This window comes from Microbacterium sp. S1037 (genome assembly GCF_048381605.1).
Taxonomy (GTDB): domain Bacteria; phylum Actinomycetota; class Actinomycetes; order Actinomycetales; family Microbacteriaceae; genus Microbacterium; species Microbacterium testaceum_B.
The window spans coordinates 55,988-78,096 of record NZ_JBLWIG010000002.1; the positions used below are offsets into that span (position 1 = coordinate 55,988).

General features: G+C 71.8%; 20 protein-coding genes. 14 read left to right on the plus strand and 6 right to left on the minus strand.

From position 1 onward, the window contains the following. The first annotated feature begins 52 nt into the window (after positions 1-52). Genes ACMW4R_RS11020 through ACMW4R_RS11030 form a run of 3 tightly spaced genes read left to right on the plus strand, consistent with a single transcriptional unit; the run spans position 53 to position 2,921 of the window. Positions 53-1,423 carry a histidine kinase gene (locus tag ACMW4R_RS11020; protein WP_418299937.1) on the plus strand — a complete coding sequence of 457 codons (1,371 nt, stop codon included), beginning with the start codon at positions 53-55 and terminating at the stop codon, positions 1,421-1,423. Next, positions 1,411-2,076, plus strand: coding sequence for a response regulator transcription factor (locus ACMW4R_RS11025; RefSeq protein ID WP_058629132.1), 666 nt, complete (start codon positions 1,411-1,413; stop codon positions 2,074-2,076). Before ACMW4R_RS11020 ends, ACMW4R_RS11025 begins: the two co-directional genes overlap by 13 nt. Continuing rightward, positions 2,073-2,921 carry a hypothetical protein gene (locus tag ACMW4R_RS11030; RefSeq protein ID WP_058629131.1) on the plus strand — a complete coding sequence of 283 codons (849 nt, stop codon included), beginning with the start codon at positions 2,073-2,075 and terminating at the stop codon, positions 2,919-2,921. Before ACMW4R_RS11025 ends, ACMW4R_RS11030 begins: the two co-directional genes overlap by 4 nt. 87 nt (positions 2,922-3,008) lie before the next feature. Here ACMW4R_RS11030 and ACMW4R_RS11035 read toward each other — a convergent pair whose 3' ends face one another. Genes ACMW4R_RS11035 through gabT form a run of 3 tightly spaced genes read right to left on the minus strand, consistent with a single transcriptional unit; the run spans position 3,009 to position 6,972 of the window. After that, complete coding sequence (locus tag ACMW4R_RS11035) at positions 3,009-4,460, minus strand: aldehyde dehydrogenase family protein (protein ID WP_418299938.1); 1,452 nt, start codon at positions 4,458-4,460, stop codon at positions 3,009-3,011. Next, on the minus strand, positions 4,457-5,641 hold the full coding sequence (locus ACMW4R_RS11040) for an acyl-CoA dehydrogenase family protein (RefSeq protein WP_058626410.1): 1,185 nt from the start codon (positions 5,639-5,641) through the stop codon (positions 4,457-4,459). Before ACMW4R_RS11040 ends, ACMW4R_RS11035 begins: the two co-directional genes overlap by 4 nt. Next, complete coding sequence (gene gabT / locus ACMW4R_RS11045) at positions 5,638-6,972, minus strand: 4-aminobutyrate--2-oxoglutarate transaminase (RefSeq protein WP_418299939.1); 1,335 nt, start codon at positions 6,970-6,972, stop codon at positions 5,638-5,640. Before gabT ends, ACMW4R_RS11040 begins: the two co-directional genes overlap by 4 nt. Before the next feature lie 88 nt (positions 6,973-7,060). Between gabT and ACMW4R_RS11050 the strand changes: the two genes are divergently transcribed. Beyond that, a complete protein-coding gene (locus tag ACMW4R_RS11050; RefSeq protein ID WP_418299940.1) occupies positions 7,061-8,416 on the plus strand; it encodes a PucR family transcriptional regulator ligand-binding domain-containing protein in 1,356 nt (451 codons plus the stop codon). On the opposite strand, the gene ACMW4R_RS11055 is transcribed toward ACMW4R_RS11050, so the two are convergent. Then, positions 8,406-9,560: a CaiB/BaiF CoA transferase family protein gene (locus ACMW4R_RS11055; RefSeq protein WP_418299941.1), complete on the minus strand. Its 1,155-nt coding sequence runs from the start codon at positions 9,558-9,560 to the stop codon at positions 8,406-8,408. The genes ACMW4R_RS11050 and ACMW4R_RS11055 overlap by 11 nt on opposite strands. Continuing rightward, on the minus strand, positions 9,557-10,579 hold the full coding sequence (locus ACMW4R_RS11060) for a LacI family DNA-binding transcriptional regulator (protein ID WP_058596921.1): 1,023 nt from the start codon (positions 10,577-10,579) through the stop codon (positions 9,557-9,559). Before ACMW4R_RS11060 ends, ACMW4R_RS11055 begins: the two co-directional genes overlap by 4 nt. 132 nt (positions 10,580-10,711) lie before the next feature. Between ACMW4R_RS11060 and ACMW4R_RS11065 the strand changes: the two genes are divergently transcribed. The 10 genes from ACMW4R_RS11065 to ACMW4R_RS11110 all read left to right on the plus strand — a co-directional run bounded on the left by ACMW4R_RS11065 (position 10,712) and on the right by ACMW4R_RS11110 (position 21,239). After that, the gene (locus ACMW4R_RS11065; RefSeq protein ID WP_418299942.1) at positions 10,712-12,784 is read left to right on the plus strand and encodes a primary-amine oxidase; all 2,073 of its coding nucleotides are present in this window, start codon (positions 10,712-10,714) and stop codon (positions 12,782-12,784) included. Between the two features lie 31 nt (positions 12,785-12,815). Continuing rightward, the gene (locus ACMW4R_RS11070) at positions 12,816-14,426 is read left to right on the plus strand and encodes an ABC transporter substrate-binding protein (protein ID WP_418299943.1); all 1,611 of its coding nucleotides are present in this window, start codon (positions 12,816-12,818) and stop codon (positions 14,424-14,426) included. A 1-nt stretch (position 14,427) separates the two neighbouring features. Then, positions 14,428-15,393, plus strand: coding sequence for an ABC transporter permease (locus tag ACMW4R_RS11075; RefSeq protein ID WP_058629124.1), 966 nt, complete (start codon positions 14,428-14,430; stop codon positions 15,391-15,393). After that, positions 15,390-16,274 (plus strand): ABC transporter permease, encoded by an 885-nt coding sequence (locus tag ACMW4R_RS11080; RefSeq protein ID WP_418299944.1) that lies wholly within the window; start codon positions 15,390-15,392, stop codon positions 16,272-16,274. The genes ACMW4R_RS11075 and ACMW4R_RS11080 overlap by 4 nt, the downstream gene beginning before the upstream one ends. Further along, positions 16,271-17,248, plus strand: coding sequence for an ABC transporter ATP-binding protein (locus ACMW4R_RS11085; protein ID WP_418299945.1), 978 nt, complete (start codon positions 16,271-16,273; stop codon positions 17,246-17,248). The genes ACMW4R_RS11080 and ACMW4R_RS11085 overlap by 4 nt, the downstream gene beginning before the upstream one ends. Continuing rightward, positions 17,245-18,006, plus strand: coding sequence for an ATP-binding cassette domain-containing protein (locus ACMW4R_RS11090; protein ID WP_058627308.1), 762 nt, complete (start codon positions 17,245-17,247; stop codon positions 18,004-18,006). The genes ACMW4R_RS11085 and ACMW4R_RS11090 overlap by 4 nt, the downstream gene beginning before the upstream one ends. Further along, positions 18,003-19,022 (plus strand): P1 family peptidase, encoded by a 1,020-nt coding sequence (locus tag ACMW4R_RS11095; RefSeq protein ID WP_418299946.1) that lies wholly within the window; start codon positions 18,003-18,005, stop codon positions 19,020-19,022. Before ACMW4R_RS11090 ends, ACMW4R_RS11095 begins: the two co-directional genes overlap by 4 nt. A gap of 3 nt (positions 19,023-19,025) precedes the next feature. Then, on the plus strand, positions 19,026-19,667 hold the full coding sequence (locus ACMW4R_RS11100) for an FMN-binding negative transcriptional regulator (protein ID WP_418299947.1): 642 nt from the start codon (positions 19,026-19,028) through the stop codon (positions 19,665-19,667). Then, positions 19,664-20,725, plus strand: a complete 1,062-nt coding sequence (locus ACMW4R_RS11105) for a C45 family autoproteolytic acyltransferase/hydolase (protein WP_418299948.1) — start codon at positions 19,664-19,666, stop codon at positions 20,723-20,725. The genes ACMW4R_RS11100 and ACMW4R_RS11105 overlap by 4 nt, the downstream gene beginning before the upstream one ends. A 100-nt stretch (positions 20,726-20,825) precedes the next feature. After that, positions 20,826-21,239: a hypothetical protein gene (locus ACMW4R_RS11110; RefSeq protein ID WP_418299949.1), complete on the plus strand. Its 414-nt coding sequence runs from the start codon at positions 20,826-20,828 to the stop codon at positions 21,237-21,239. Here the strand turns inward: ACMW4R_RS11110 and ACMW4R_RS11115 are convergent. Next, the gene (locus tag ACMW4R_RS11115) at positions 21,133-22,080 is read right to left on the minus strand and encodes a DMT family transporter (RefSeq protein ID WP_418299950.1); all 948 of its coding nucleotides are present in this window, start codon (positions 22,078-22,080) and stop codon (positions 21,133-21,135) included. The genes ACMW4R_RS11110 and ACMW4R_RS11115 overlap by 107 nt on opposite strands. Positions 22,081-22,109: the final 29 nt, after the last annotated feature.

The window sequence follows — 22,109 nt, forward strand, 5'->3', positions numbered from 1 at the left end:
CGGGGGCTGCCCGGGCGGTGCGGAGACGAGGCCCACCCCTACCGTGGAACACATGACCACGGCATCCGTTCTTCCGCCTCCTCCGCCGAACCCGCCCGGACGCGACGACTCCGCGACCATCGCCGCGGACACCGCAGCCCACACCGTGTCGCTGCCGCCCGTCGAGCCGGCCGTGACCCCCTCGTCCCGTGTGCGCATCGCCACCCCCGGGCGCATCGCCGGGGCCGCGGCCCAGATGGCCGCGCTCGGCCTCATCGGCCCGATGGTGTTCAGCGCGCTGTTCGGCATGCTGGGCGGCGGCATCGGACTGCTCTTCGCGCTCCTGATCGGCGTCGTCGTTCTCGTCGCCCTCGTCTACGCCCTCTTCGCAGTGGCCTGGTTCGAGAGGGCCCGTGTCGACGGCCTCTACGGCTTCGGCCTCCCGGCGCTGAGTCCCCGCCGCAGCCCGCGCCCCGGATTCGTCGGCTTCCTCCACACGGTCTGGCTGCAAGCGATCGACCCCGGCCAGTGGCGCGCGGTGGCCTCGTTCACGATCGGCACGATCCTGGGCCTGGTCACCCTGACCGCCGCGGGTCTCGTGGCGTGGGGCTTCGCCCTCGCGATCGCCCCGATCGTCGGGTGGCCGGATACGCGCTTCCTCGGCATCTTCCCGCTCGACGGGTTCGCTGCGCCCGTCGTCGGCGTCGTCGCGCTCGTCGCATCGCTCGCCGGAATCGTCGGACTCGCCGTACTGCACGGCGTGATCGTCCGCGCGATCTTCGTCCCCTCTCGCGAGGCGGAGCTCGAGGAGCGCGCACGCACCTCCGACACCCGCCGCGCCGGAGCGGTCCGTGCCGCCGAGGTCGAGCGCACGCGCATCGAGCGCGACCTCCACGACGGCGTCCAGCCGCGACTGGTCTCGATCGGCATGACCCTGGGGCTCGCCCAGACCAAGATCGACGACGACCCCGAGACGGCGAAAGCGCTCGTCGCCGAGGCGCACGCCTCGACCAAGTCGGCGATCACCGAACTCCGGCAGCTGGCCCGTGGCATCCACGCCTCGGTGCTCGATGATCGGGGACTGGATGCCGCCCTCTCGGCGCTCGCGTCGCGCTCGCACATCCCCGTGACCCTCGACGTGCGTCTGCCGCGTCGGTGCAGTCGTCCGGCGGAGGCCGCCGTGTACTTCGCGATCGCCGAGGCCCTGACGAATGCGGCGAAGCACTCACGGGCGACCGGGTGCCGCGTACACGTCCGCCTCCGCGAGGACGGGACCCTCTGGGCCCGGGTCGAGGACGACGGGCTGGGCGGGGCGCGCGTCGTCCCGGGCGGTGGCCTCGACGGCATCGTCAACCGCGTCACCGCCGCCGGCGGCACGGCGCGCATCGACAGCCCCCAGGGCGGACCGACGACCGTGGAGGTGAGCGTCCCGTGCGCATCCTGATCTGCGAGGACTCCGTGCTGCTGCGCGAGGGGCTCGTCCGCCTCCTCGCCGACGACGGTCACGAGGTCGTCGCCGCCCTCCCCGACGCCGATGGGCTCCTGGCCGCGGTCGACGAGCACGCCCCCGACCTCTGCGTCCTCGACGTACGGCTTCCGCCGACCTGGACCGACGAGGGCATCCGCGCGGCGATCGCGCTGAGGTCCCGGCATCCGGGACTCGCCGTCCTCGTCCTCTCGCAGTACGTCGAGGAGCAGTACGCCAGCGACCTGATCGCCGACGGGCAGGGCTCGCTCGGCTACCTGCTCAAGGACCGGGTCGCCGACGTCCGCGACTTCCTCGACGCGGTCGCCCGCATCAGCGGGGGAGCGACCGTGCTCGACCCCGAGGTCGTCGGCCAGCTCCTCGCCCGTCGCCGTCGCGACGAGCGTCTGCAGAGCCTGACGGAGCGGGAGCGCAGCGTGCTCGCCCTCATCGCGGAAGGCCGGTCGAATCAGGCCATCGCGCAGGCGCTGTTCGTCTCGGAGGCCAGCGTCGAGAAGTACATCACCGCCATCTTCACCAAGCTCGGCCTCGAGCAGGACGAGACCGGCAACCGCCGCGTCATCGCCGCCCTCGTGCACCTGGGCCACGACCACACCGGAGCAACGTCATGACCACGCAGACCCCCCTCGAGCCGACCCCCGTCGAGCCGACTCCTCCGCCGGCGCAGACCTCGCGCCGGGGAACCGTGCTCGCGGTGTCGATCGTCACGATCGTCGTCGGAGCGATCGCCCTCGTCGGCACGGTGGGCGGCACCGCGATCACCGCGGCGGCCGCGCTCGCCGACACGCGATCCGGTGTGAACGCGGGCTCCGTCTCGGCGCGCGGCCTCACCGATCTCTCGGTCGACGTCGCCGGAGGCTCGCTCACGATCGAGTACGGCGATGGGACCGACGCGACGCTCGAGGCCGGGGGCAATCGACGCGGCGGCTGGACGTTCGAGCGCACGGGCGACACCCTGCGCGTGTCGTCGCCGCGGGGCACCTTCGTCGACTGGGACCGGAGCCCGGGCGCGACGCTGACTCTCCCGCGCAGCCTGAAGGGCTCGCCGCTCGACGGTCGCATCGACGTCACGGGTGGGACGCTCGACCTCGACGCCGAGATGCGCGCGCTGACGGTGAACCTGGCCGGCGGTGCGGTCGACCTGTCCGGCAGCGCCGAGACCCTCGAGGTCACGGTCGCCGGCGGCGCCGCCACGGCCGAGGTCGAGGATGTCGACACGGCGACCTTCGAGGTCGCCGGCGGGGAGCTGACGGCCGGGTTGAGCGGTGCGACCCCCAGCCGCACGACGGTCACGGTCACGGCGGGATCCGCCGACATCACACTGCCCGACGACGAGTACCGGGTCGTGAACCAGGACGGTATCGGTTCGGTCGACAACAGCCTGCGCACCTCCTCGTCGGCGAAGGCCGTCGTCGACGTCGAGGCGGCGCTGGGGCAGGTGTCTCTGTCGTCCTGAGCGTCGCGACGGCGCCCGCCTCGTGGACCCCGATACGTCGGACCGCGAGGCGGGCTCGTGTGCATCACGGGGGCGTGGCCCGTGCGGTCATCCCCGCAGGTAGACGGTCGCCGTTTCCGTGAAGAACTCGCGTGCCGCCTGCCCCTGCTCCTTGGGGCCGAGGGCACTGCCGCGGTTCCCTCCGAACGGAACGTGGAGGTCGGCGCCGGCCGAGGCCGAGTTCACGTGGACCACGCCGACGCGGACCTCCTCGATCGCGGCGAGGGCGCGACCGAGGTCGGTGGTGAAGATCGCCGCCGACAGGCCGTAGTCGCTGTCGTCGACGAGGCGGAATCCCTCGGCGGCGGAGGCGACGCGGCGGACGGCGACGACCGGTCCGAACAGCTCTTCGCGCCACAGCTCGCCCGGGTTGGATTCGGGGACCTCGAACACCGACGGCGGCACGAAGAACCCCTCCGAGAGCGGTCCTTCGCGGTAGGGGCCCGGCGCGACGACCGGACGCGCGTATCCGCTCGCGCGCTCCAGGGCGGCGTTCACCCTGTCGCGGGCTGCGGCGTCGACGAGCGGGCCGACCTCGATGCCGTCCGCGACCGCGTCACCGACGCGGGCGGCCGCGGTGCGCTCGGCGAGAGCGGCGAGGAACCGATCGGCGACCGCCTCGTGCACGATCACGCGCGAGGTCGCGGTGCATTTCTGTCCCGCGGCCCGGAAGGCTCCGACGGCGACCTGCTCGACGGCGAGCTCGAGGTCGGCGTCGTCGAGGACGAGGGCGGCGTTCTTGCCGCCGAGCTCGCCCTGGAACGGCACGCCACGCGCCGCGAGCTGCGCCGCGATCGCCCGTCCGACGCGCGTGGATCCGGTGAAGGTCACGGCGTCGATGTCGGGGTGCGCGACGATCGCCTCGCCGACCGCAGCGGTGCCGTTGACGAGGTTGAGCACCCCGTCGGGGAGACCCGCCTGCTGCAGCGCCTGCGCGAATCGCATCGCCAGGACCGGGACGAAGGTCGCGGGCTTCCACACGATCGTGTTGCCCCACGCGAGGGCCGGGGCGAGCTTCCACGCGGGGATCGAGAAGGGGAAGTTGAACGGGGTGATCGCCCCGATGACCCCGACGGGGCGACGAACGACGAGGATGCGTTCGCCCCGCGTCGGCGACTCGTAGACCTCGCCGGAGGGGCGCTCGACGTCGTGAGCGTGATAGCGGAGGATATTCGCCCCGTGTGCCACCTCGGCGACCGCCTCGGCGAGGGTCTTGCCCTCCTCGCGGGCGAGTTCGGCTCCCCATTCCTCGGCGTGCGCGGCGGCGATGTCGGCGGCGCCGCGGAGCACGGCCGCACGAGCGCGGGCCGGGGTGCGGCTCCAGCTCGCGAACGCGGCGCGCGCGGCCGCGACGGCGCGGTCGACGTCCGCGTGGTCGGCACCGGGACCGGTGGCCACGATGTCGGACGGACGGCTCGGATTGACGTCGACCAGCTCTTCTCCGCCGCCGGTGACCCAGCGGCCGTCGATGAGGTGCTGCAACAGGGTCGTGTCGGTCATCGCTTCTCTCCCTCGGTGACGGAACGGAAGGCCGGAATGCCGGTGAGGTGGGCGCCGAGCACGAGCGTGTGGATCTCGTCGGTGCCCTCGTAGGTGCGCACCGACTCCAGGTTCGCGGCGTGCCGCATGGGCGAGTACTCGGCGCTCACACCGTTGCCGCCGAGGATCGTCCGCGCCTCCCGTGCCACGGCGATCGCCGCGCGGGTGTTGCTGAGCTTGGCGACCGAGATCTGATGGGGCGCGAGGCGACCGGCATCCTTCAATCGCCCCAGACGGAGGGCGACCAGCTGGGCCTTCTCGATCTCGAGGGCCATGTCGACGAGCTTGCTCTGCGTGAGCTGGAACGACGCGATCGGCTGGTTGAACTGCATGCGTTGCCCGGCGTAGGCGAGCGCGGTCTCGTAGCTGTCGCGCGCGGCCCCGATCACGCCCCACCCGATGCCGTATCGAGCCTCGTTGAGGCACGAGAAGGGGGCCCGCAGTCCGCGCGCCTCGGGGAGCTGCGCGTCCGCCGGGATACGCACGTCCGAGAGAGCGATGTCGCACTGGATCGACGCGCGCATCGACATCTTGGGGGCGATCGGGGTCGCGGTGAACCCGGGGGTGTCGGTGGGGACCAGGAAGCCGCGGACGCCCTCGTCGGTCTGCGCCCAGATCACCGCGACGTCGGCGATCGAGGCGAGGCCGATCCACCTCTTCGCACCGTTGAGCACCCAGTCATCGCCGTCACGGCGGGCGAAAGTGGTCATGCTCGCGGGGTCGGAACCCGAGTTCGGCTCGGTGAGCCCGAAGCACCCGATCGCCTCGCCGCGTGCCATGGACGGAAGCCAGCGCTGCTTCTGCTCCTCGCTGCCGTGCTTGTGGATCGCGCTCATCGCCAGGGAGCCCTGCACCGAGACGAACGTGCGGAGTCCGGAGTCGCCGGCCTCGAGCTCCATGGCCGCGAGGCCGTACTCGACGGCGCTGCGACCGGGGCACCCGTACCCCGAGAGATGCATGCCGAGCAGCCCGAGGGCGGCGAGTTCCGGCACGAGCTCGACGGGGAAATGCGCCCGGTCGTACCAATCGGCGATCGAGGGCTTCACGCGCTCGTCGACGAACGCCCGCACGCGGGTGCGGACCTTGCGTTCGGCGTCATCGAGCAGGCCGTCGAAGTCGAGCAGGTCGGGAACGGTGCTCATGCGGCATCCTCCGTCTGGGTCAGGGTGGCGGTCACGGTGCGGATGGCGTCGACGAGGAGACGCAGCCCCGTGTCGAGGATGGCCTCGTCGATCACCAACGGGGGAAGCAGCCGGATGACGTTGCCGTACGTGCCGCACGTGAGCGTCAGCACGCCGGCCGCGTGGCAGGCGGCGGAGACGCGCTGGGCGAGGTCGGCGCGCGGTGCGAGGGTGCCGGGGTCGGCGAACTCGATCGCCATCATCGCTCCGCGTCCGCGCACCTCGGCCACGGACGGGATCTCGTCGACGAGGGGTTCGAGATGGCCGCGGACGGCGCGTTCGATCCGGCCGACGCGGGGGAGCAGCTCGGGGTCGTCGAGCACCTCGAAGACCGCCAGCGCGGCTTCGCACGCGACGGGATTTCCGGCGTAGGTGCCGCCCAGACCGCCCGGGTGCACGGCATCCATGATCTCCGTCCGGCCGGTGACGGCGCTCAGGGGGAGGCCGCCGCCCAGGGCTTTCGCGGTGAGCAGCAGATCGGCGACGACGCCCTCGTGCTCGCTCGCGAACAGGCGTCCCGTTCGCCCGAGTCCGCTCTGGATCTCGTCGATCACGAGCAGGATGCCGTGCCGCTCGGTGATCTCGCGCAGCCCGGGCAGGAACCCGGGGGAGGGGACGACGAAGCCGCCCTCGCCCTGGATCGGCTCCACCACGAGAGCGGCGAAGCTCTCGGCGCCGTGCTCTCCGACGATGCGCTCGATCTCGGCGAGCACCTCGTCCACCGGGCGTCCGCGCAGGGGGTTGGCATTGGGGAGGCGCACGATGTCGCCCGGGAACGGTCCGAACGAGGTCTTGTACGGATGTTCTTTCGCGGTCATGCCGAGGGTCAGCAGCGACCGGCCGTGGTACGCCTCGTCGACGACCAGGACCCCGGCGCGTCCGGTGTGGGCGCGGGCGATCTTGACGGCGTTCTCGACCGCCTCCGCTCCCGTGGTGAAAAGGCCGGTGCGCTTGTCGTGCGTCCCCGGCGTGTTCGCGTTCAGCCACTGAGCGACACGGACGTACCCCTCGTACTCGGTGACCATGAAGCAGGTGTGCGTCACGCGGCTCATCTGGGCGGACACGCGCTCCGCCACGCGGGGATTCGCGGCGCCGACGCTGGTGACGGCGATACCCGAGGCGAGATCGATCAGCTCGTTGCCGTCGACGTCCTCGAGGGTGGAGGCCGTGGCTCGGGCGACGAAGACGGGCAGGGTGACGCCGAAACCGCCGGGCACGGCGCTCGTGCGTTCGTCGTGCAGACGGCGCGAGCGGGGGCCGGGGATCTCGGTGACGAGGCGGGGAACGGTCATGGGGCGACTGTACGGCTCGGCGCGCGAGCATGATCGGGCGGTGTGCACGTCCTCGTGACGAGTGCTGTGCATCCTGCACAATAGGGGCATGCCGACCCTTTCCGCGCTCGCCGAGGCCGCGGGTGATGCCCTCGTGCCCGTGACGCCGTTCCCCCCGTCGAGGCTCGTCACCGGCGTGCACGTGTCGGAGCTGGCGGCACCGGGCCGCTACCTCGCCGGCGGGGAACTGCTGCTGACCACCGGCATCCCCCTCACCGGGCGCGACAGCGACGACGACTACGTGGCCTCGCTCGCTGCACATGACGTCGGTGCCCTCGGCCTCGGCCTGGGTGAGGGGTGGGACGCTCCGCCTCCGGGGTTCGCGGATCGGTGCGCCCGGGCGGGAGTGCCGTTGTTCGTCGTGCCCGACGGCATCCCCTTCCTCGACGTGTCACGGGCACTCGTGGGCTTGGAACGCCGGCTCGAGCGCGATGCGGGGCTCCGGGCCGCCTCCGCGCACACCCGACTGGCCGAGGCCGCCGCGGGAGAGGACGGAAGAGCTGGTGTGGTGAGGGCGATCGCCGAGGCCGTCGGCGGGTGGGCCGCGTGGGTGCCCGCGCCCCGGGCCGGGGGGACGGCGCTCCTGCACCCGCCCGCGCTGGAGGGCCTGCTGCCCTCGGTCGTCGCCGACATCGAGGCGTCGCTCGGGCGATCGGGTGCGGGCGCGGCCTCGTTCTCGGCGCACGGGTCGGTCGTGCTGGCGCTGCCCGTGACGACGGGATCGGGCCGGGTCGGCGCTCTCGCGATCGGCGCCGGGCGTCCCCTCGCCCCCGCCGATCGTCAGCTCGCGCGCACCGCCATCGCGCTCCTACGCGCGCTCGCCGCGCCCAGCGCGTCGACCGATGCGTCGACCGCCGGCGCGTGGATCGTGCGTCTGGCCCTCGACGGGCGCGCCTCGGCGGCCCGCGACCTGGCTCGCTCCAGCGGCGTCGATCTGCCTCCCGTCGTCCGGGCGCACGTCGGGCCCCCCGACGCCGGGGCGGCGCCGCTTTCGATCGTGGACGGCCCGCTCCGCGTCTCGCTGCGCGGGGCCGACGACGTCCCGCCGATCGGGGCGACGAGCGTGCCGGTCGTGTGGGAAGACGTCCCCGCCGCCGCCGATCGCGTACGGGCGTCGTGGTTCGCGGCGATCCGCGACGACCCCGACGCCATGCCCGCCGTCGTCGAGCCCGCGGACCGCGCGACTCGATGGCTCGACGCGCTCCGTACGCCCGAGCTGCGCGACACGGTCCGCGCGCACCTCGCCGGAGGACAGCGCGTCGAGCACACCGCGCGTGCTCTCGGCGTGCACCGCAACACGGCCCGACAGCGGATCGCGGCGGCGGAACGCGCGATGGGCGTCGCTCTCACCGACCCCGACGCCGCCGCCGAGCTCTGGATCGCTCTCCGTCGCGTCAGCCGTTGACCTCGTCGAGCCACGCGAGCACCTGCTCGGTGTGCTCTCCGAGTCGCGGCGGCGCGGACGAGGCGCTCGGCACGGCGGGTGACCAGGCGACGGGCGATCGCACCTGACGCGAGGCACGCCCGTCCGCTCCCCGGGTCTCGTACACGGGATCGAGGCCGAGGCGGTCGGCGAGCGCGAGCCCCTCGCCGATGGTGTTCACGACGCCCGCAGCGACGCCCACCGCGTTGAGGCGTTCGGCCCACGCGGCGGCCGTGTCGCCGGCCAGGGCCTCCTCGAGGGCCACGGCGAGGTCATCACGATTGCCGACCCGGAGCGCGTTGGTCGCGAAGCGCTCGTGCTCGGCGAGGTGGCCGACGCCGAGCACCTCGGTCATGCGCCGGAACTGCGCGTCGTTGCCGCACGCCACCGCGAGGGGACCGTCGCCGCATCGCAACACCTCGTAGGGGGCGATCGAGGGATGCCGGTTCCCCAGGCGCGCGGGCTCGGTCCCGGCACCGAGGTGAGCCGAGACCTGGTTGACGAGCGCTGCCTGGAGGCTCGACAGGAGGTTGACGTCGATGCGGGAACCTCGCCCGGTCAGCTCTCGACGTCGGAGGGCGGCGAGGATGCCGATGACGGCGTCCTTGCCGGTGAGAACGTCGACGAGCGCGACCCCCGCCTTCATGGCCTCGCCCTCCCTCTCGCCGGTGATGTGCATGAGCCCGCCGACGGCCTGGGCGACGAAGTCGTAGCCGGGGAGGCGCGCGCCCCCGTCGAGGCCGAAGCCGCTCACGGAGGCGTAGACGAGTCGCGGATGCCGCGCGGACAACGTCTCCCAGTCGAAGCCGAGCCGCGCGAACTGGCCGGGGCGGAAGTTCTCGATGACGACGTCGCTGCGGGCGATGATCTGCTCGGCCCGTGCTCGATCGCCGGGGAGGGTGAGGTCGAGCGCGATGGACGACTTCCCGCGATTGGCCGCCTCGAAGTACGTGGTCATGCCCGAGGAGGCGTAGGGCGGGCCCCACGCGCGGGTGTCGTCGCCGCCCCCGGGGCGTTCGATCTTCACGACGCGGGCGCCGAGGTCGGCCAGCATCATCGTGGCCAGAGGGCCCGCGAGCACCCGTGAGAAGTCGGCGACGACCACGCCCTCGAGGGGGGCGTTCACGTGTGCACCCCCGCCAGCGCGTGCGCCGTGGACGCGCGCGCCACGACCTCGATCGGGAACTCGACGTCGGTGCCGCGCGGGCTCCGCCCCTCCAGCACATCGAGGAGGAGCGCGGCGCACGCCACCCCCGAGGCTCGCGGACGCAGGTCGATCGAGGTGATCGACGGGCGCAGGAACGGCAGCGAGGGATGATCGACGCACGAGACGACCGTGATGTCGTCGCCGACTGTCCGGCCGAGTCGTTCGAGGGTGGCGACCACCTCGATCGCGCTGGAGTCGGGCCCGCAGACGATGACGTCGGTGTCGGGCCTTTCCGCCAGCAGCTGCTCGGTGCGGCTGCGGATCTCGACCCAGGGCGCTTCGAACGACACCGCTGCCAGAACGGGGTCGAGTCCGCGCTCCCCGCACGCGCGGCGGTAGCCGGCGACGAGCTGGCGACCCCAGTCCGAGGAGTCCGGCGCGACCAGGAGAGCGGGGTGACGGGCGCCCGTGCGGTCGATCTCGTCGAACAGTCGCCGCATCGCCGACTCGTGAGAGGACCACACGACGCCGACGGGCTCGCCCTCGACGTCGGCGGGGAGATGCTCCTGGGTGACGATGGGGATGCCGGAGGCGAAGAGCGCCGGCAACGCCGGGTCTCCCGCGAGCGGGTCTCCGATGACGAGGCCGTCGGCGCGGATCGGGCGGGATCGTCCAGACGAGACCGAGGGGCTCACGATCGTGACGTCGACGTCGTGCGCGGCGGCGTGGGTGACGATGCCGAACGTGAAGGCCATGTAGTACGAAGAGCGCGAGACGACCTCGGGCAGGACGATGCCGATCGTCCCCACCGAACCGCTGCGCAGCTGTCGAGCGGCGGTATTGGCGGTGTAGCCGAGGGCCGCGGCCGCCGCGAGCACCGCCTCGCGGGTCGCGGGGGAGACTCGTCCGGTTCCGCTCAGGGCGTCCGACGCCGTGGTCTTGCCGACCCCGGCGCGACGGGCGACATCGATCAGGCGCGCTCGGCCGGTCTCGTGCATGCCGAGGAGTCTAACCACACCGCCGCGAGCGTCATCTCCCCGAAACATTTCGGGTCTTGCGCCGAAACGGGACTCTCGCATACTTTTGCCGGAACGTTCCGGCATCAGTCTTGCCGCCCGACTGGAGATGCGATGACCTGCACCTGCACCCCCGCCCCGCACCCCTCGCGCTCGCGCCGACTCGGCGACGAGTCCGGGGCCCCGTACGCGACCCTCTCCGAGGGCGAGCTGCGACGTGCCGCCGAGATCCTGCGTGCCAACGGGGCCCTCGGCACCGATCACCGCATCGCGTACCTCGGCCTCGACGAGCCGGACCGGCGCGATGTGCGGGCGGGGCGCACGGTGGCCCGGCGGGCTCGCGCGCAAGTGCTCGACGTGGCGACCGGCCACGCCCGCGACATCGCGGTCGACCTCGAGACGGGCACGCTCGTCCTCGACGCGCCCATCGACCACGACGACAGCGGACAGGTGCCGCTGCTGCAGGAGGAGCACGCGCTCATCCGCGACCTGTTGGCGGTCGACGAGGACTGGCTGGCGGCGCTGCGTCTGCGCGGGATCACCGACCCCTCCACCGTCGCCCTGGCGGGGCTCTCCGCGGGGCGCTACCCGATCGAGGGAGAGGAGGGGCGTCGGCTCGCACGCGTGCTCGCCCATCACCAGCCCACCCCGCAGACCATGCCGTGGGCGCACCCCATCGACGGTCTCGTGGCCTACGTCGACCTCGGCGCCCGTCGCGTGGCACGAGTGGTCGACGTCGAGGTCATGCCCATCCCGCAGGAGACGGCCGACTATCACGTGCCGGGGACGTTCGGCCCCGAGCGGACGACCCAGAGACCGATCGTGATCCAGCAGCCGGAGGGGCCGAGCTTCTCGTTCGACGGTGACGTGCTCACCTGGGAGAAGTGGTCGCTGCGCATCGGCTACGACATGCGCGAGGGGCTCGTCCTCCACGGGATCGGCTTCGAGGATGCCGGCCGGACGCGCCCCGTCGTTCACCGCGCCTCGATCGCGGAGATGCTCGTCCCCTACGGCGACCCGGGTCCGGTGCGCTTCTGGCAGAACTACTTCGACACCGGCGAGTACCTGCTGGGTCGTCTCGTGAACAGCCTCGAGCTGGGGTGCGACTGCGTCGGTGACATCACCTACCTCGACGTCCCCATCGCCGATGCCCGCGGCGAGGTCAAGGTGCTCCCGAACGCGATCTGCATCCACGAGGAGGACGCCGGGGTGCTGTGGAAGCACACCGAGCAGTTCACCGGCACGAGCGACGTCCGTCGCCAGCGCCGGCTGGTCGTGTCGTTCTTCGTCACGGTCGGCAACTACGACTACGGCTTCTACTGGTACCTGTACCTCGACGGCAAGATCGAGTTCGAGGCGAAGGCCACCGGACTCGTCTTCACCGCGGCCTATGACGAGCGCACCGCTCGCTTCGCGAGCGAGCTCGCGCCGGGCCTGGCCGCTCCGTACCACCAGCACCTGTTCTGCGCCCGCCTGGACATGGCCGTCGACGAGGGCCCCGCGGTCATCGACGAGATCGATGTCGCGACCGTCCCCATCGACGACGGCAACCCGCACGGCACCGCGATCGGTTTCCGCTCGACACGACTCACCCGCGAGAGCGAGGCCGTGCGCCGCGCCGATGCCTCCGTCGACCGCACCTGGCGCGTGAGCAGCGCGGAAGCGACGAATCGCTTCGGCCGCCCGGTGTCGTACGTGCTCAAGCCCGAGGGCAAGCCCGTGCTCCAAGCCCACCCCGAGTCCGTGATCGCCTCCCGCGCACGGTTCGCCACGTCCGACCTGTGGGTGACCGCTTACGACCCCGACGAGCGGTACCCCGCCGGTGCGGTGGTCAATCAGAGCGTGGGGGAGCAGGGACTCCCGGCCTTCATCGCCGACGATGCGTCGCTGGAACCCGCTGACCTGGTGTTGTGGCACACCTTCGGCCTCACGCACTTCCCCCGTCTGGAGGACTGGCCGATCATGCCCGTCGACTCCTGCGGCTTCGCGCTCACCCCGCACGACTTCTTCGACCGGAACCCGACCCTGGACGTCCCGGCGTCCGCATCGTCCTGTGCATGCGCCCACGAGGCGCCCACCCACTCGACGACCTCGCTTGACCCGCACCACTGGCACCACCCGTCCCACTCGCACCACCCGTCCCACTCGCACCACCTCCCTGTTTCGCCGTCGAGCCCCGCACCCTGATCCGCGGGCCGGCCCCTCGAGAGGAACCGCCATGAGAACACGCACAACCGCGGGAGCCGCGATCACCGCGATCGCCCTCCTCGCCCTGACCGGGTGCACCGGCGCATCCGGTCCCGCCCCCGCTGCCACGTCGGAAGAGGTCGCGCCCGGCTTCCTCGCTCTGGCCGACGAGTCCGCCCCCGCCGGGGGAGAGCTCGTCGTGCAGGTCGACTACGACACCGCCGAAGCCGCCGGCCTGGATCCGCAGGCCGCGGCGACCGCTCGGTCGTGGATGCTCGAGGGCCTCGTCTACGAGACCTTGACCACGATCGACGAGAACCTCGACGTGGCTCCCGGCCTCGCCACGTCGTGGGAGACGCCGTCCGACACGCAGTACGTCTTCACCCTCGCCGACGACGCGGTCTTCTCCAACGGTCGGCCGATGACCGCTGCCGATGTCGTCGGCAGTCTCCAGCGCCTGCGCGACACCCCGGTGACCTGGACCGGCCAGCTCGGCCCGATCGCATCCATCGAGGCGACGGGGGACCGCGAGGTCACCGTCACCCTGTCGGAGCCGTACACCCCGTTCTTGGCCGCCCTGGCCAACACGCCCGCTGCGATCCTGCCGATGGCCGAGATCGAGGCGGGGACCGTCGACATCACGACCGAGATGCTCGGCACCGGGCCGTTGGTCGCCTCGGCCCACCGTCAGGACGAGCAGTGGACCTTCGTCCCCAACGAGCACCACCCGGATGCCGCGTCCCTCGGCTTCTCGATCCTCACCGTCGACATCGTCGGCGATGAAGCGACGCGTGCCGCCGCGCTGCGGGACGGGTCGGCCGACCTCGCGATCCTCAACTCCACCGACTCGGCCTCGTTGCTGTCGGGGGCCGCCGATGTGCGGGTCGCGACACAGCGCAACACCGACTTCCACTACCTGATGATCAACTCGATCGGAGGGGACCCCGCACTCGCGGACGAGAAGGTGCGGTTCGCCCTGAACTCGGCGATCGACCGCGAGGCGATCAACACGCTGGTGTTCGGCGGCTCGACCGCCGTCACCGGCGTCACGCCCGCCGGACTCCCCGATTCCTGCGACCCCTCGATGCTGCCCTCCACAGCCCGCGATCTCGCCGCAGCCAAGAGCGCGATCGACGCCGTCGGCGGTCTCGACCTGAACCTGCTCGTCTACACCGACGAGCCCGTCCTGGCACAGATCGCGCAGATCATCCAGCAGAACCTCGCCGAGATCGACGTGAAGGTCTCGATCGAGCAGGTCGACTACGCGACGTATTCCGGGAAGGTGTACGCCGACCCTTCCGACTTCGACCTCGCTCTGAGCTGGTTCGCGGGCTACGCCGACCCGTCGATGGTCACCACCTGGTGGAACCCCTCTCTCGCGGGATTCTCGGCGGTGTACATGACCGGATCGAACGACCTGAACGCCGCGATCGCCGCGGGTGCGTCGACCCCTGCCGGTGCGGAGCGCGCGACGGCCCTCGCGGACGTGTGCGACCTCGCCGACCGGCAGAGCGAGATGGTGCCGCTGGTCCTTCGGCCCTCCACGATCGGCTGGAACACCGCCGAGCTCAGCCCCACCCTCACCGCCGACGAGGGATACGGCAACGTCCTTCGGCACATCGCCGAGTTCCGCGTCGGCTGACATGACCGTCGTCCTCTGGTCGATCCGACGGGTGCTCGCGGCTCTCGCCACGCTCGTCGGGGTCTCCGTGCTCATCTTCGCCTCCGTGCGACTGATGCCCGGTGACTACACCGACCTCGTCCTGGGTCCGCTCGCCACCGAGGCGCAGCGGGCCCAGGCCGTGGCCGCATCGGGTCTGGATCTGCCCCTTCCCGAGCAGTACCTCCGCTGGATCGGCGGGGTGCTCACCGGTGACCTCGGTTACTCCTTCGTCTCCAACGTGTCGGTGACCGACGAATTCGCCGCGCGCCTGCCGGTCACCGCGACCATCGCGGCGATCACCGTCGTGGTCACGCTGCTCATCGGCATCCCCCTCGGCTTCGTCTCGGCCCTGCGGGCCGAGGGATCGGCGGGAGCGGCCGGCCGCCTCGTGAGCGCCCTGGGCATCAGCGTGCCGGAGTTCCTTCTCGCGGGGCTCCTCGTCTTCGCGGTGTCCACCCTGGGGCTGGGGATCTCGGTCGGGCAGTACTCGTCGTTCGCCGACGACCCGGCGCGCTTCTTCGGCTCTCTCGTGCTGCCGATCGTCGTGCTGTCCGTCGGGTGCGTCGCCGTCGTGGCCCGCAACACCCGCGACGCCGTGCTGAATGTGCTGGTGGAACCCCACGTGCAGGCGAGCGTCGCGCGAGGCGAGACGCCGATGTTCATCATCCGGCACCACGTGCTGCGCAACGCGGCTGTCCCGATCCTGACGATCGTCGGCGCCCTGGTCGCGGTGCTCCTCGGCGGCACCGTCATCGTCGAGTCCGTCTTCAACGTCCCCGGAATGGGGTCCTACCTGCAGACCGCGCTCGGGCGCCGGGACTACGGGATCATCCAGAACGCCGTCCTCCTGGCGGCGACCGTCTTCATCGTGACCGCCCTCGTCGTCGACCTGGTCTCGAACGCCATCGACCCGCGCCTGCGCCTGACCGGAGGGGGTCGACGATGACCATCACCCCCACCTCGACGCAGCGTCTGGTGCGCGCGCGCGACCGCACGTTCGGCGCGTGGCGCGGTCTCGACGGCCTCGCCCGGACCGCGATGATCGTCCTGGCCGCGCTCGTGCTGCTCACGCTGGTCGCCGTGCTCACCGGCGTCTTCGGGTCGACGAGTGCGACCATCGGCGGCCGCTTCGCGCCTCCCAGCCCGACAGCTCCTCTGGGCACCGACAACCTCGGTCGGTCCTTCCTGCCGCGCCTGTTCGAGGGCATCGCGACCACGCTGGTGGTCTCGATCGTCGCGGTGCTGTGCTCCGCGGCCATCAGCACCGTCATCGGCATGGTCGCCGGCTACTACGGCGGCGCGGTGAGCGAGCTCGTGATGCGCATCGTGGATGTCCTCTACGCCTTCCCCGCCCTCGTGCTCGCCATCCTCGTCTCGGCGCTGCTCGGCCCGGGCCGGCCGGCGGCGATCATCAGCATCGTCGCCATCACCATCCCGTTGATGACGAGGGTCGTGCGGGTGGCGACCCGCACGATCGCCGAACGAGACTTCGTCGTCTCCGCGCGGATCAGCGGGGTGCGCACTCCCGTCATCTTCGTGCGACGGGTGCTGCCCAACATCGCCGGCACGGTCGTGGTGCAGGCCAGCTACGCGCTCTCGGTCGCCATCCTGGTCGAGGGCGGGCTCAGCTTCCTCGGCTTCGGAGTGCAGGTGCCCGAGGCCTCCCTCGGTCTGCTCATCCAGCAGGGGATGCTCGCGATGACCTTCGCCCCGCACCTGCTCATCGTGCCCGGCGCTGTGCTGGTCGTCGCGATCCTGTGCATCAACCTCATCGGCGACAGCTTGCGCGATCGCCTCGAACCCCGCGAAACGAGGTCCCTCACATGAGCGCCGTCACCATCCGCGATCTCGCCCTCGAATTCGATGGTTCGCCGCCGGTCCGTGCCCTCGACGGTGTCGACCTCGAGATCGCAGAGGGTTCCTCGCTCGCCCTCGTCGGCGAATCGGGGTCGGGCAAGTCGACTCTCGCGTCCGTTCTCGGGCGGTTGCAGCCCCGTTCGGCACGGATCGTGCGCGGCATCGTGCACGTCGCGGGTACCGATGTGCTCTCCCTGGATACTCCCGCCCTGCGCCGCTTCCGTCGCGACGAACTGGCCTTCGTCGCGCAGGACCCCATCGGCTCGCTCGACCCCACGATGCGCATCGGCCGCCAGTTGCAGCTCGTCCTGCAGAGCACCGGACGGGATGCGTCGCTCCGACGCCGGGTCGAGATGCTCGAGGCGATGAGGATCGCCGACCCCGAGCGCGTGATCCCGCTCTTTCCGCACCAGGTGTCGGGCGGGATGGCGCAGCGCATCGCGATCGCGCTGGCTCTGTGCCGTGGGCCCCGTCTGCTGATCGCGGACGAGCCGACCGCGGCGCTGGACTCGCAGGTGCGCGAGGAGGTCGTGCGGCTGATGTTCGATCAGGCGCGAGCTCTCGGCACGACGATCCTGTGGCTCAGTCACGATCTCCCCGCTGTCGCGCGATGGTGCGACGACGTCGCGGTGATGTACGCCGGACGCGTCGTGGAGCGCGGGCGTGCCGCCGATGTCCTGGGCGCACCCTTGCACCCGTACTCCCGTGCCCTCGCCGCGACCGACCCCTCACGTGTCAGCCAGGGGGAGCGACTCATCAGCATCCCCGGCGCGCCTCCGGTCCTCCACGGCGAGGCGGTGGGGTGTGCGTTCGAGTCGCGCTGTCCGTCGCGGATCGACGCGTGCGCACGCACCCGGCCGCAACCGCTGGGCCCCCGTGCGACCCTCTGCATCCGGACCGACGAACTCCGCCCCCGCGTCCGCGAAAGCGAGGTGTCCGCGTGAGCGCCCCCGTGATCTCGCTCGACGACGTGTCGGTCCGTTTCTCGTCGGGCTTCGGTCCGACGCGACGCGCGATCTCCGCGATGGACCACGTCTCGTTCGACATCGCGGCCGGCGAGACGCTCGGCCTCGTCGGCGAGTCGGGCTCGGGAAAATCCACGACCGGCGCCGTCGTCCTGGGACTCCAGCGCCCCGACGAGGGACACGTCCGCTTCGAAGGGATGCCGCTGGCGCGCAATCTGCGCGCGCGAGCCGGTCGCATCCAGGCGGTTCTGCAGCACCCGCGCTGGGCTGTCGACCCGCGATCGAGCGTCATCGACGCCGTCCTGGAGCCGCTGCTCGTGCGCGGTCGCCGCTCGCCCGCGACGGTGACGCAGGCGCGACGGATGCTGGACGCCGTGGGCCTGCCCGCCTCCTTCGACCAGCGCCGCCCGCACCAGCTCTCGGGCGGTCAGCTGCAGCGCGTCAGCGTCGCACGCGCGCTCGTGACGCGCCCCGCGTTCGTCGTCTTCGATGAGGCGGTCAGCGCTCTCGACGTCTCGGTCCAGGCGCAGATCCTGAACCTGTTGCAGGACCTCCAGCGCGAGTACGCCTTCGCCGCGCTGTTCATCTCGCACGATCTCGCCGCCGTCCGCTACATCTCGCATCGTGTCGCGGTCATGCAGCGCGGCCGCATCGTGGAGCTCGCCCCGACGAGCGTCTTCTACGACTCACCCGCTCACCCCTACTCGCGTCAACTGTTCCAGGAGCTCACCTCATGACCCCGTCTCCCCGCCTCGCCCCCGTGCGGACGCACGGCGCCCGCCTGTCGAACGCCGACTTCGCCCTGCAGCCGGTGTACGGCACCGACCGCGGTCGGGTCGCCTACGACTTCCCGGGTGTGCTCGTGGGCACCGCCGAATACGCGGAGGGTCCGACCGGGGCGACGGTGCTGTCCGTCCCGGGCGGGGCCCGCACCTACGCCGACCGCCGCGGCGGAGCGGTCGGCGCGAGCGGACTGTACGGCTTCAACCACGCGATCTGTCTCGCCGGTGGCTCGGTCTACGGGCTGTCCGCCGTCGCCGGGGTCTCCGAGGCCCTGTTCGACGTGGTGGACCACCGCGCCGGCTTCGACGAGCTGCAGCTGGTCTCGGGAGCCATCATCTACGACTACTCGGTGCGCGAGAACGGCGTCTTCCCCGATGCCGCCCTCGGGAGGGCCGCGTACGGCGCCGCTCGTGACGGCGTCGTCGAGGTCGGACGCGTCGGTGGTGGAGCCGCGGCCTCCGCCGGGAAGGTCGACCCGTCCCGCGTGGAATTCACCGGCCAGGGAGCGGCTTTCCGGCAGGTCGGCGACGTCAAGGTGCTCGTCGTCACCGTCCTGAACCCGTATGGCGTGATCGTGGACCGCGAGGGGCGGATCGTCCGGGGCAACTACGACGAGCGCACGGGGGAGCGTCGGCATCCCGCCGCGGACTACGAGGAGGCGATCGCCGAGACGCGCCTGGTCGCGCCGGTGTCGGGGAACACGACCATCACCGCGGTGGTCACCAACGTGCGCCTGAGCGACACCGACCTGCAGCAGTTCGCGCTTCAGGTCCACAGTTCGATGCACCGTGGCATCCAGCCCTTCCACACCTCGATGGACGGCGACACGCTGTTCGCGCTGACCACCGACGAGGTGGACCTGCCGGTCGATCCGGCGACCTCGCGCGGGCGGCTGTCGCTGAACCCCACCGCCGTCGCGACCCTCGCGGGCGAGACGGCCTGGGACGCGATCCTCTGCGCGGCGGGCTGAGTCGTGCACGAGTTCCCCGCGTATCTCGCTCCGTCGCAGGTCGAGGTCACCGACCTCGTGCGTCGGCATCCGTTCGCCCTGGTCGTCTCCGGCGGAGGTTCCGACGCTGCTCCGATCGCGACGCACACCCCGGTGATCATCGAGGACATGCCCGATGACAGCACGCTCGTGGGGGCCGAGCTCCTCGGCCACATCGCGCGGAAGAACCCGCAATGGAAGACGCTCCGCGACGGGCAGCCGGTGCTGCTGGTGTTCTCCGGCCCGCATGGATACGTCTCACCCACGGCGTACGCGGACGATCCGAACGTGCCCACGTGGGACTATGCCGCGGTCCACCTCACCGCGCGCGTGACGGTGCTCGACGAGCGCGACGCCAGCATGCACGTGGTGACTCGGACGGTGCAGGAGCTCGAGGCCCTCGAACCGACCGCGTGGGACGCGTCGTCGTCGCTCGCGACCTTCGAGCGCATCGTCGGCGGCGTCGTGTCGTTCCGCTTCGACGTCATCGAGCAACGCGCCGTGTTCAAGCTCAGCCAGGACAAGCCCGCCGACGTGCGGGCACGGGTCGTGGCGGCCGCGCGCTCGCGGGGCGACCGTTACGGCGACGTCGCGAGTCTCATCGAGAGCGTGGGGAGAGGCGCATGATCGTGCACGAGTGGTCGGCGGACGGGACGGATGCCGAGGCCGAGGGCCGCCGTCTGGGAGCCGCGTGGGCTCCCCAGCTGCATGCCGCCGTCGCCTCTTACCGCACCCTGTTCGAGCAGTCCGGGGTGGATGCGGGGACGGTCGGCGAGATCGCCCGGGAATGCGGCGAGGCGACCGAGCAGTTCGCGCCGGAGGTCGCCGCCGAGTTCCGCGGGGTCGCGGACGGCAGCGGACTCGACCCGGAGGCTGTGCTGCTGCTGACCTCTCGGACCGAGGTGCTCGCCCGCATGACGCCGTCGATGGAGTGCTCGACGATCGTGCACGTACCGGCCGCGGATGCCGCTCCCCGCACGCTGCAGACCTGGGACTGGCACGAGACGCTCTCGAACGAGACCCTCGTGCGGCGTTGGCGCACGAGCACGGGCACCCGGGTCGCGGCCTTCTGCGAGTTCGGGCAGCCGGCGAAGATCGGTGTGAACGACCGTGGTCTGGGCGTGCACTTCAACATCCTCCACCACCGTTCGGACGGGTCGCGGGTCGGTGTGCCGGTGCACGTGCTCTCTCGCATGATCCTCGATCGGGCGAGCACCCTCGACGAGGCCGCCGCCCTCGCGCGTGCCGTGCCGCTCGCCGCGTCGAGCGTGCTCACCGTCGTCGTGCAGGGGGCCGCTGCCGCCATCGAGGTGACGCCCGACGGTGTCGCGGTGCTCCCGGTGGGCGCGGGCGACACTCTCGCGCACACGAACCACTTCCTCGACGCGCACCTCGCGGCGGGAGAGTACTCGCCGTATGAGACGACCAGCGTGCCGCGGTACGAGTGCCTCGTCGACAACGCCGCACTCGCTCGGACCGTCGCACCGCGTGAGCGGGCGCGCGCGTTCGGCGCGGTGTCCGGGCCGGGGATCTCGGTGCGAGCTCGCGCCGAGCAGCCGGAGCATCTGCGGTGGGAGACGAAGCTCACGGTGGCGATCGACGTGGACGCCGCGGCGCTGGAGTTCGCCGCCGGGGCCCCGGCTGACGTCGACTCGCTGCCCTGGCGGCGCTTCGCCGCGCGCTGAGCCGTTGCTGTCCGAGGCACTTCACGGTGGGGCGGCTCTCGCGACGGCCGCGGCGACGGCGACGCTCCTCGTGCCTCCGCGTCGGGAGCACGGGGCCGCCGTGGGCGCTGCCGTCCTCATGACGGCGGCCATGGTCGACACGATCCTCGGACGCCGGATCGACGCGGTCTGGTGGGTCTCGGCGCAGATCATCGTCGCGGTGGCGCTCGCGGTGGCGGCCAGGGTCGCCGCGGGCTCGCGTCGCGCGCCGGTCTCGACGACGACCCTGCACGAGTCGATCGCGCTGCTGTTCATGGCGGCGACGATGGCCCGCATGGTCGCGGGGCAACCCGGAGCGGCGCATCATCACGTGGCATCCGACGGGCTGGGCGCGACGGTCGCGGTACTCTTCCTGCTCTATGCCGGCGTCACGGTGCATCACGTTCGCGAGCGGCGAGGGATCTCTCATCGCCTGCACGCTCTGCTGATGGCTGGGGCGGCGACGATGATGCTCGCCGCGAGCTGGTCGGCGTGACCCGGGAGCGCGCGACGACCAGCGACACGAGGACGAGCGCGATGCCGAGGGCTTGGAGCGGCGCGAGGGACTCGCCGCCGACCAGCACTCCGAGCACGACCCCGGTGACGGGATTCAGCAGCCCGATGATCCCGACGGTGCCCGCCGGCAGGTGGCGAAGCCCGGTGAACCAGCACACGAACGCCAGCGCGGTGGCGACGACGGCGATCCCCGCGTAGGCCGCGACGCCGATCGCATCCACGCGCGGGGGCGGCCCCTCGACGATCGCCGCGGCGACCACGAGCGCGATCCCTCCGGCAATGAGCTGCCATGACGTCGTCGCGAGCAGCGGGGTGTCGTCGCGCCACCGGGTGGTGAGGATCGCCCCGAGCGACGACGCGAGCAGAGCGATGACGGATGCCACGACCCCGGCGGGCGACACGGCGCCGGCTCCGAGCCCGACGACCAGCAGCACCCCCGCGATGCCGAGCACGGCCCCGGCCGCCCACCGCGCGGTCGGGCGCTGGGACAGGAGAGGCCAGGCGATGCCGGCCAGGGCGAGCGGGGCCAGCGCCATGATCGACGCCGCGATGGACGACGGGAGCAGTTGCGCCGCGAGGTAGACGAGCACGAAGAAGGCGCCGAAGTTCAGCAGTCCCAGGACGGGGGCCCGCCACCACCATGAGCCGCGCGGCCGGCGTCGGGCGATCGCCCACAGCAGGAGTCCGGCGGGCAGGGCGCGCAGCGCCGCGCCCCAGAGCGGTGCGTCGGGTGGGAGCAGGTGCCGCGTGACCACGTACGTGGCACCCCACGCGATCGGGGCAACCGCGGTGATCGCGACGAGCCGCCATTTATCTTCCATGGAAGACAGTATAGTTTCCGCGGAAGGTA

What these genes read in the sequence shown, in the direction of transcription:
- ACMW4R_RS11020 (WP_418299937.1), top strand. Translation starts at nt 53, where the DNA reads ATGACCACGGCATCCGTTCTTCCGCCTCCTCCGCCGAACCCGCCCGGA.
- ACMW4R_RS11030 (WP_058629131.1), top strand. Translation starts at nt 2,073, where the DNA reads ATGACCACGCAGACCCCCCTCGAGCCGACCCCCGTCGAGCCGACTCCT.
- ACMW4R_RS11035 (WP_418299938.1), bottom strand. Translation starts at nt 4,460, where the DNA reads ATGACCGACACGACCCTGTTGCAGCACCTCATCGACGGCCGCTGGGTC.
- ACMW4R_RS11040 (WP_058626410.1), bottom strand. Translation starts at nt 5,641, where the DNA reads ATGAGCACCGTTCCCGACCTGCTCGACTTCGACGGCCTGCTCGATGAC.
- gabT (WP_418299939.1), bottom strand. Translation starts at nt 6,972, where the DNA reads ATGACCGTTCCCCGCCTCGTCACCGAGATCCCCGGCCCCCGCTCGCGC.
- ACMW4R_RS11050 (WP_418299940.1), top strand. Translation starts at nt 7,061, where the DNA reads ATGCCGACCCTTTCCGCGCTCGCCGAGGCCGCGGGTGATGCCCTCGTG.
- ACMW4R_RS11060 (WP_058596921.1), bottom strand. Translation starts at nt 10,579, where the DNA reads ATGCACGAGACCGGCCGAGCGCGCCTGATCGATGTCGCCCGTCGCGCC.
- ACMW4R_RS11065 (WP_418299942.1), top strand. Translation starts at nt 10,712, where the DNA reads ATGACCTGCACCTGCACCCCCGCCCCGCACCCCTCGCGCTCGCGCCGA.
- ACMW4R_RS11070 (WP_418299943.1), top strand. Translation starts at nt 12,816, where the DNA reads ATGAGAACACGCACAACCGCGGGAGCCGCGATCACCGCGATCGCCCTC.
- ACMW4R_RS11075 (WP_058629124.1), top strand. Translation starts at nt 14,428, where the DNA reads ATGACCGTCGTCCTCTGGTCGATCCGACGGGTGCTCGCGGCTCTCGCC.
- ACMW4R_RS11080 (WP_418299944.1), top strand. Translation starts at nt 15,390, where the DNA reads ATGACCATCACCCCCACCTCGACGCAGCGTCTGGTGCGCGCGCGCGAC.
- ACMW4R_RS11085 (WP_418299945.1), top strand. Translation starts at nt 16,271, where the DNA reads ATGAGCGCCGTCACCATCCGCGATCTCGCCCTCGAATTCGATGGTTCG.
- ACMW4R_RS11095 (WP_418299946.1), top strand. Translation starts at nt 18,003, where the DNA reads ATGACCCCGTCTCCCCGCCTCGCCCCCGTGCGGACGCACGGCGCCCGC.
- ACMW4R_RS11105 (WP_418299948.1), top strand. Translation starts at nt 19,664, where the DNA reads ATGATCGTGCACGAGTGGTCGGCGGACGGGACGGATGCCGAGGCCGAG.
- ACMW4R_RS11115 (WP_418299950.1), bottom strand. Translation starts at nt 22,080, where the DNA reads ATGGAAGATAAATGGCGGCTCGTCGCGATCACCGCGGTTGCCCCGATC.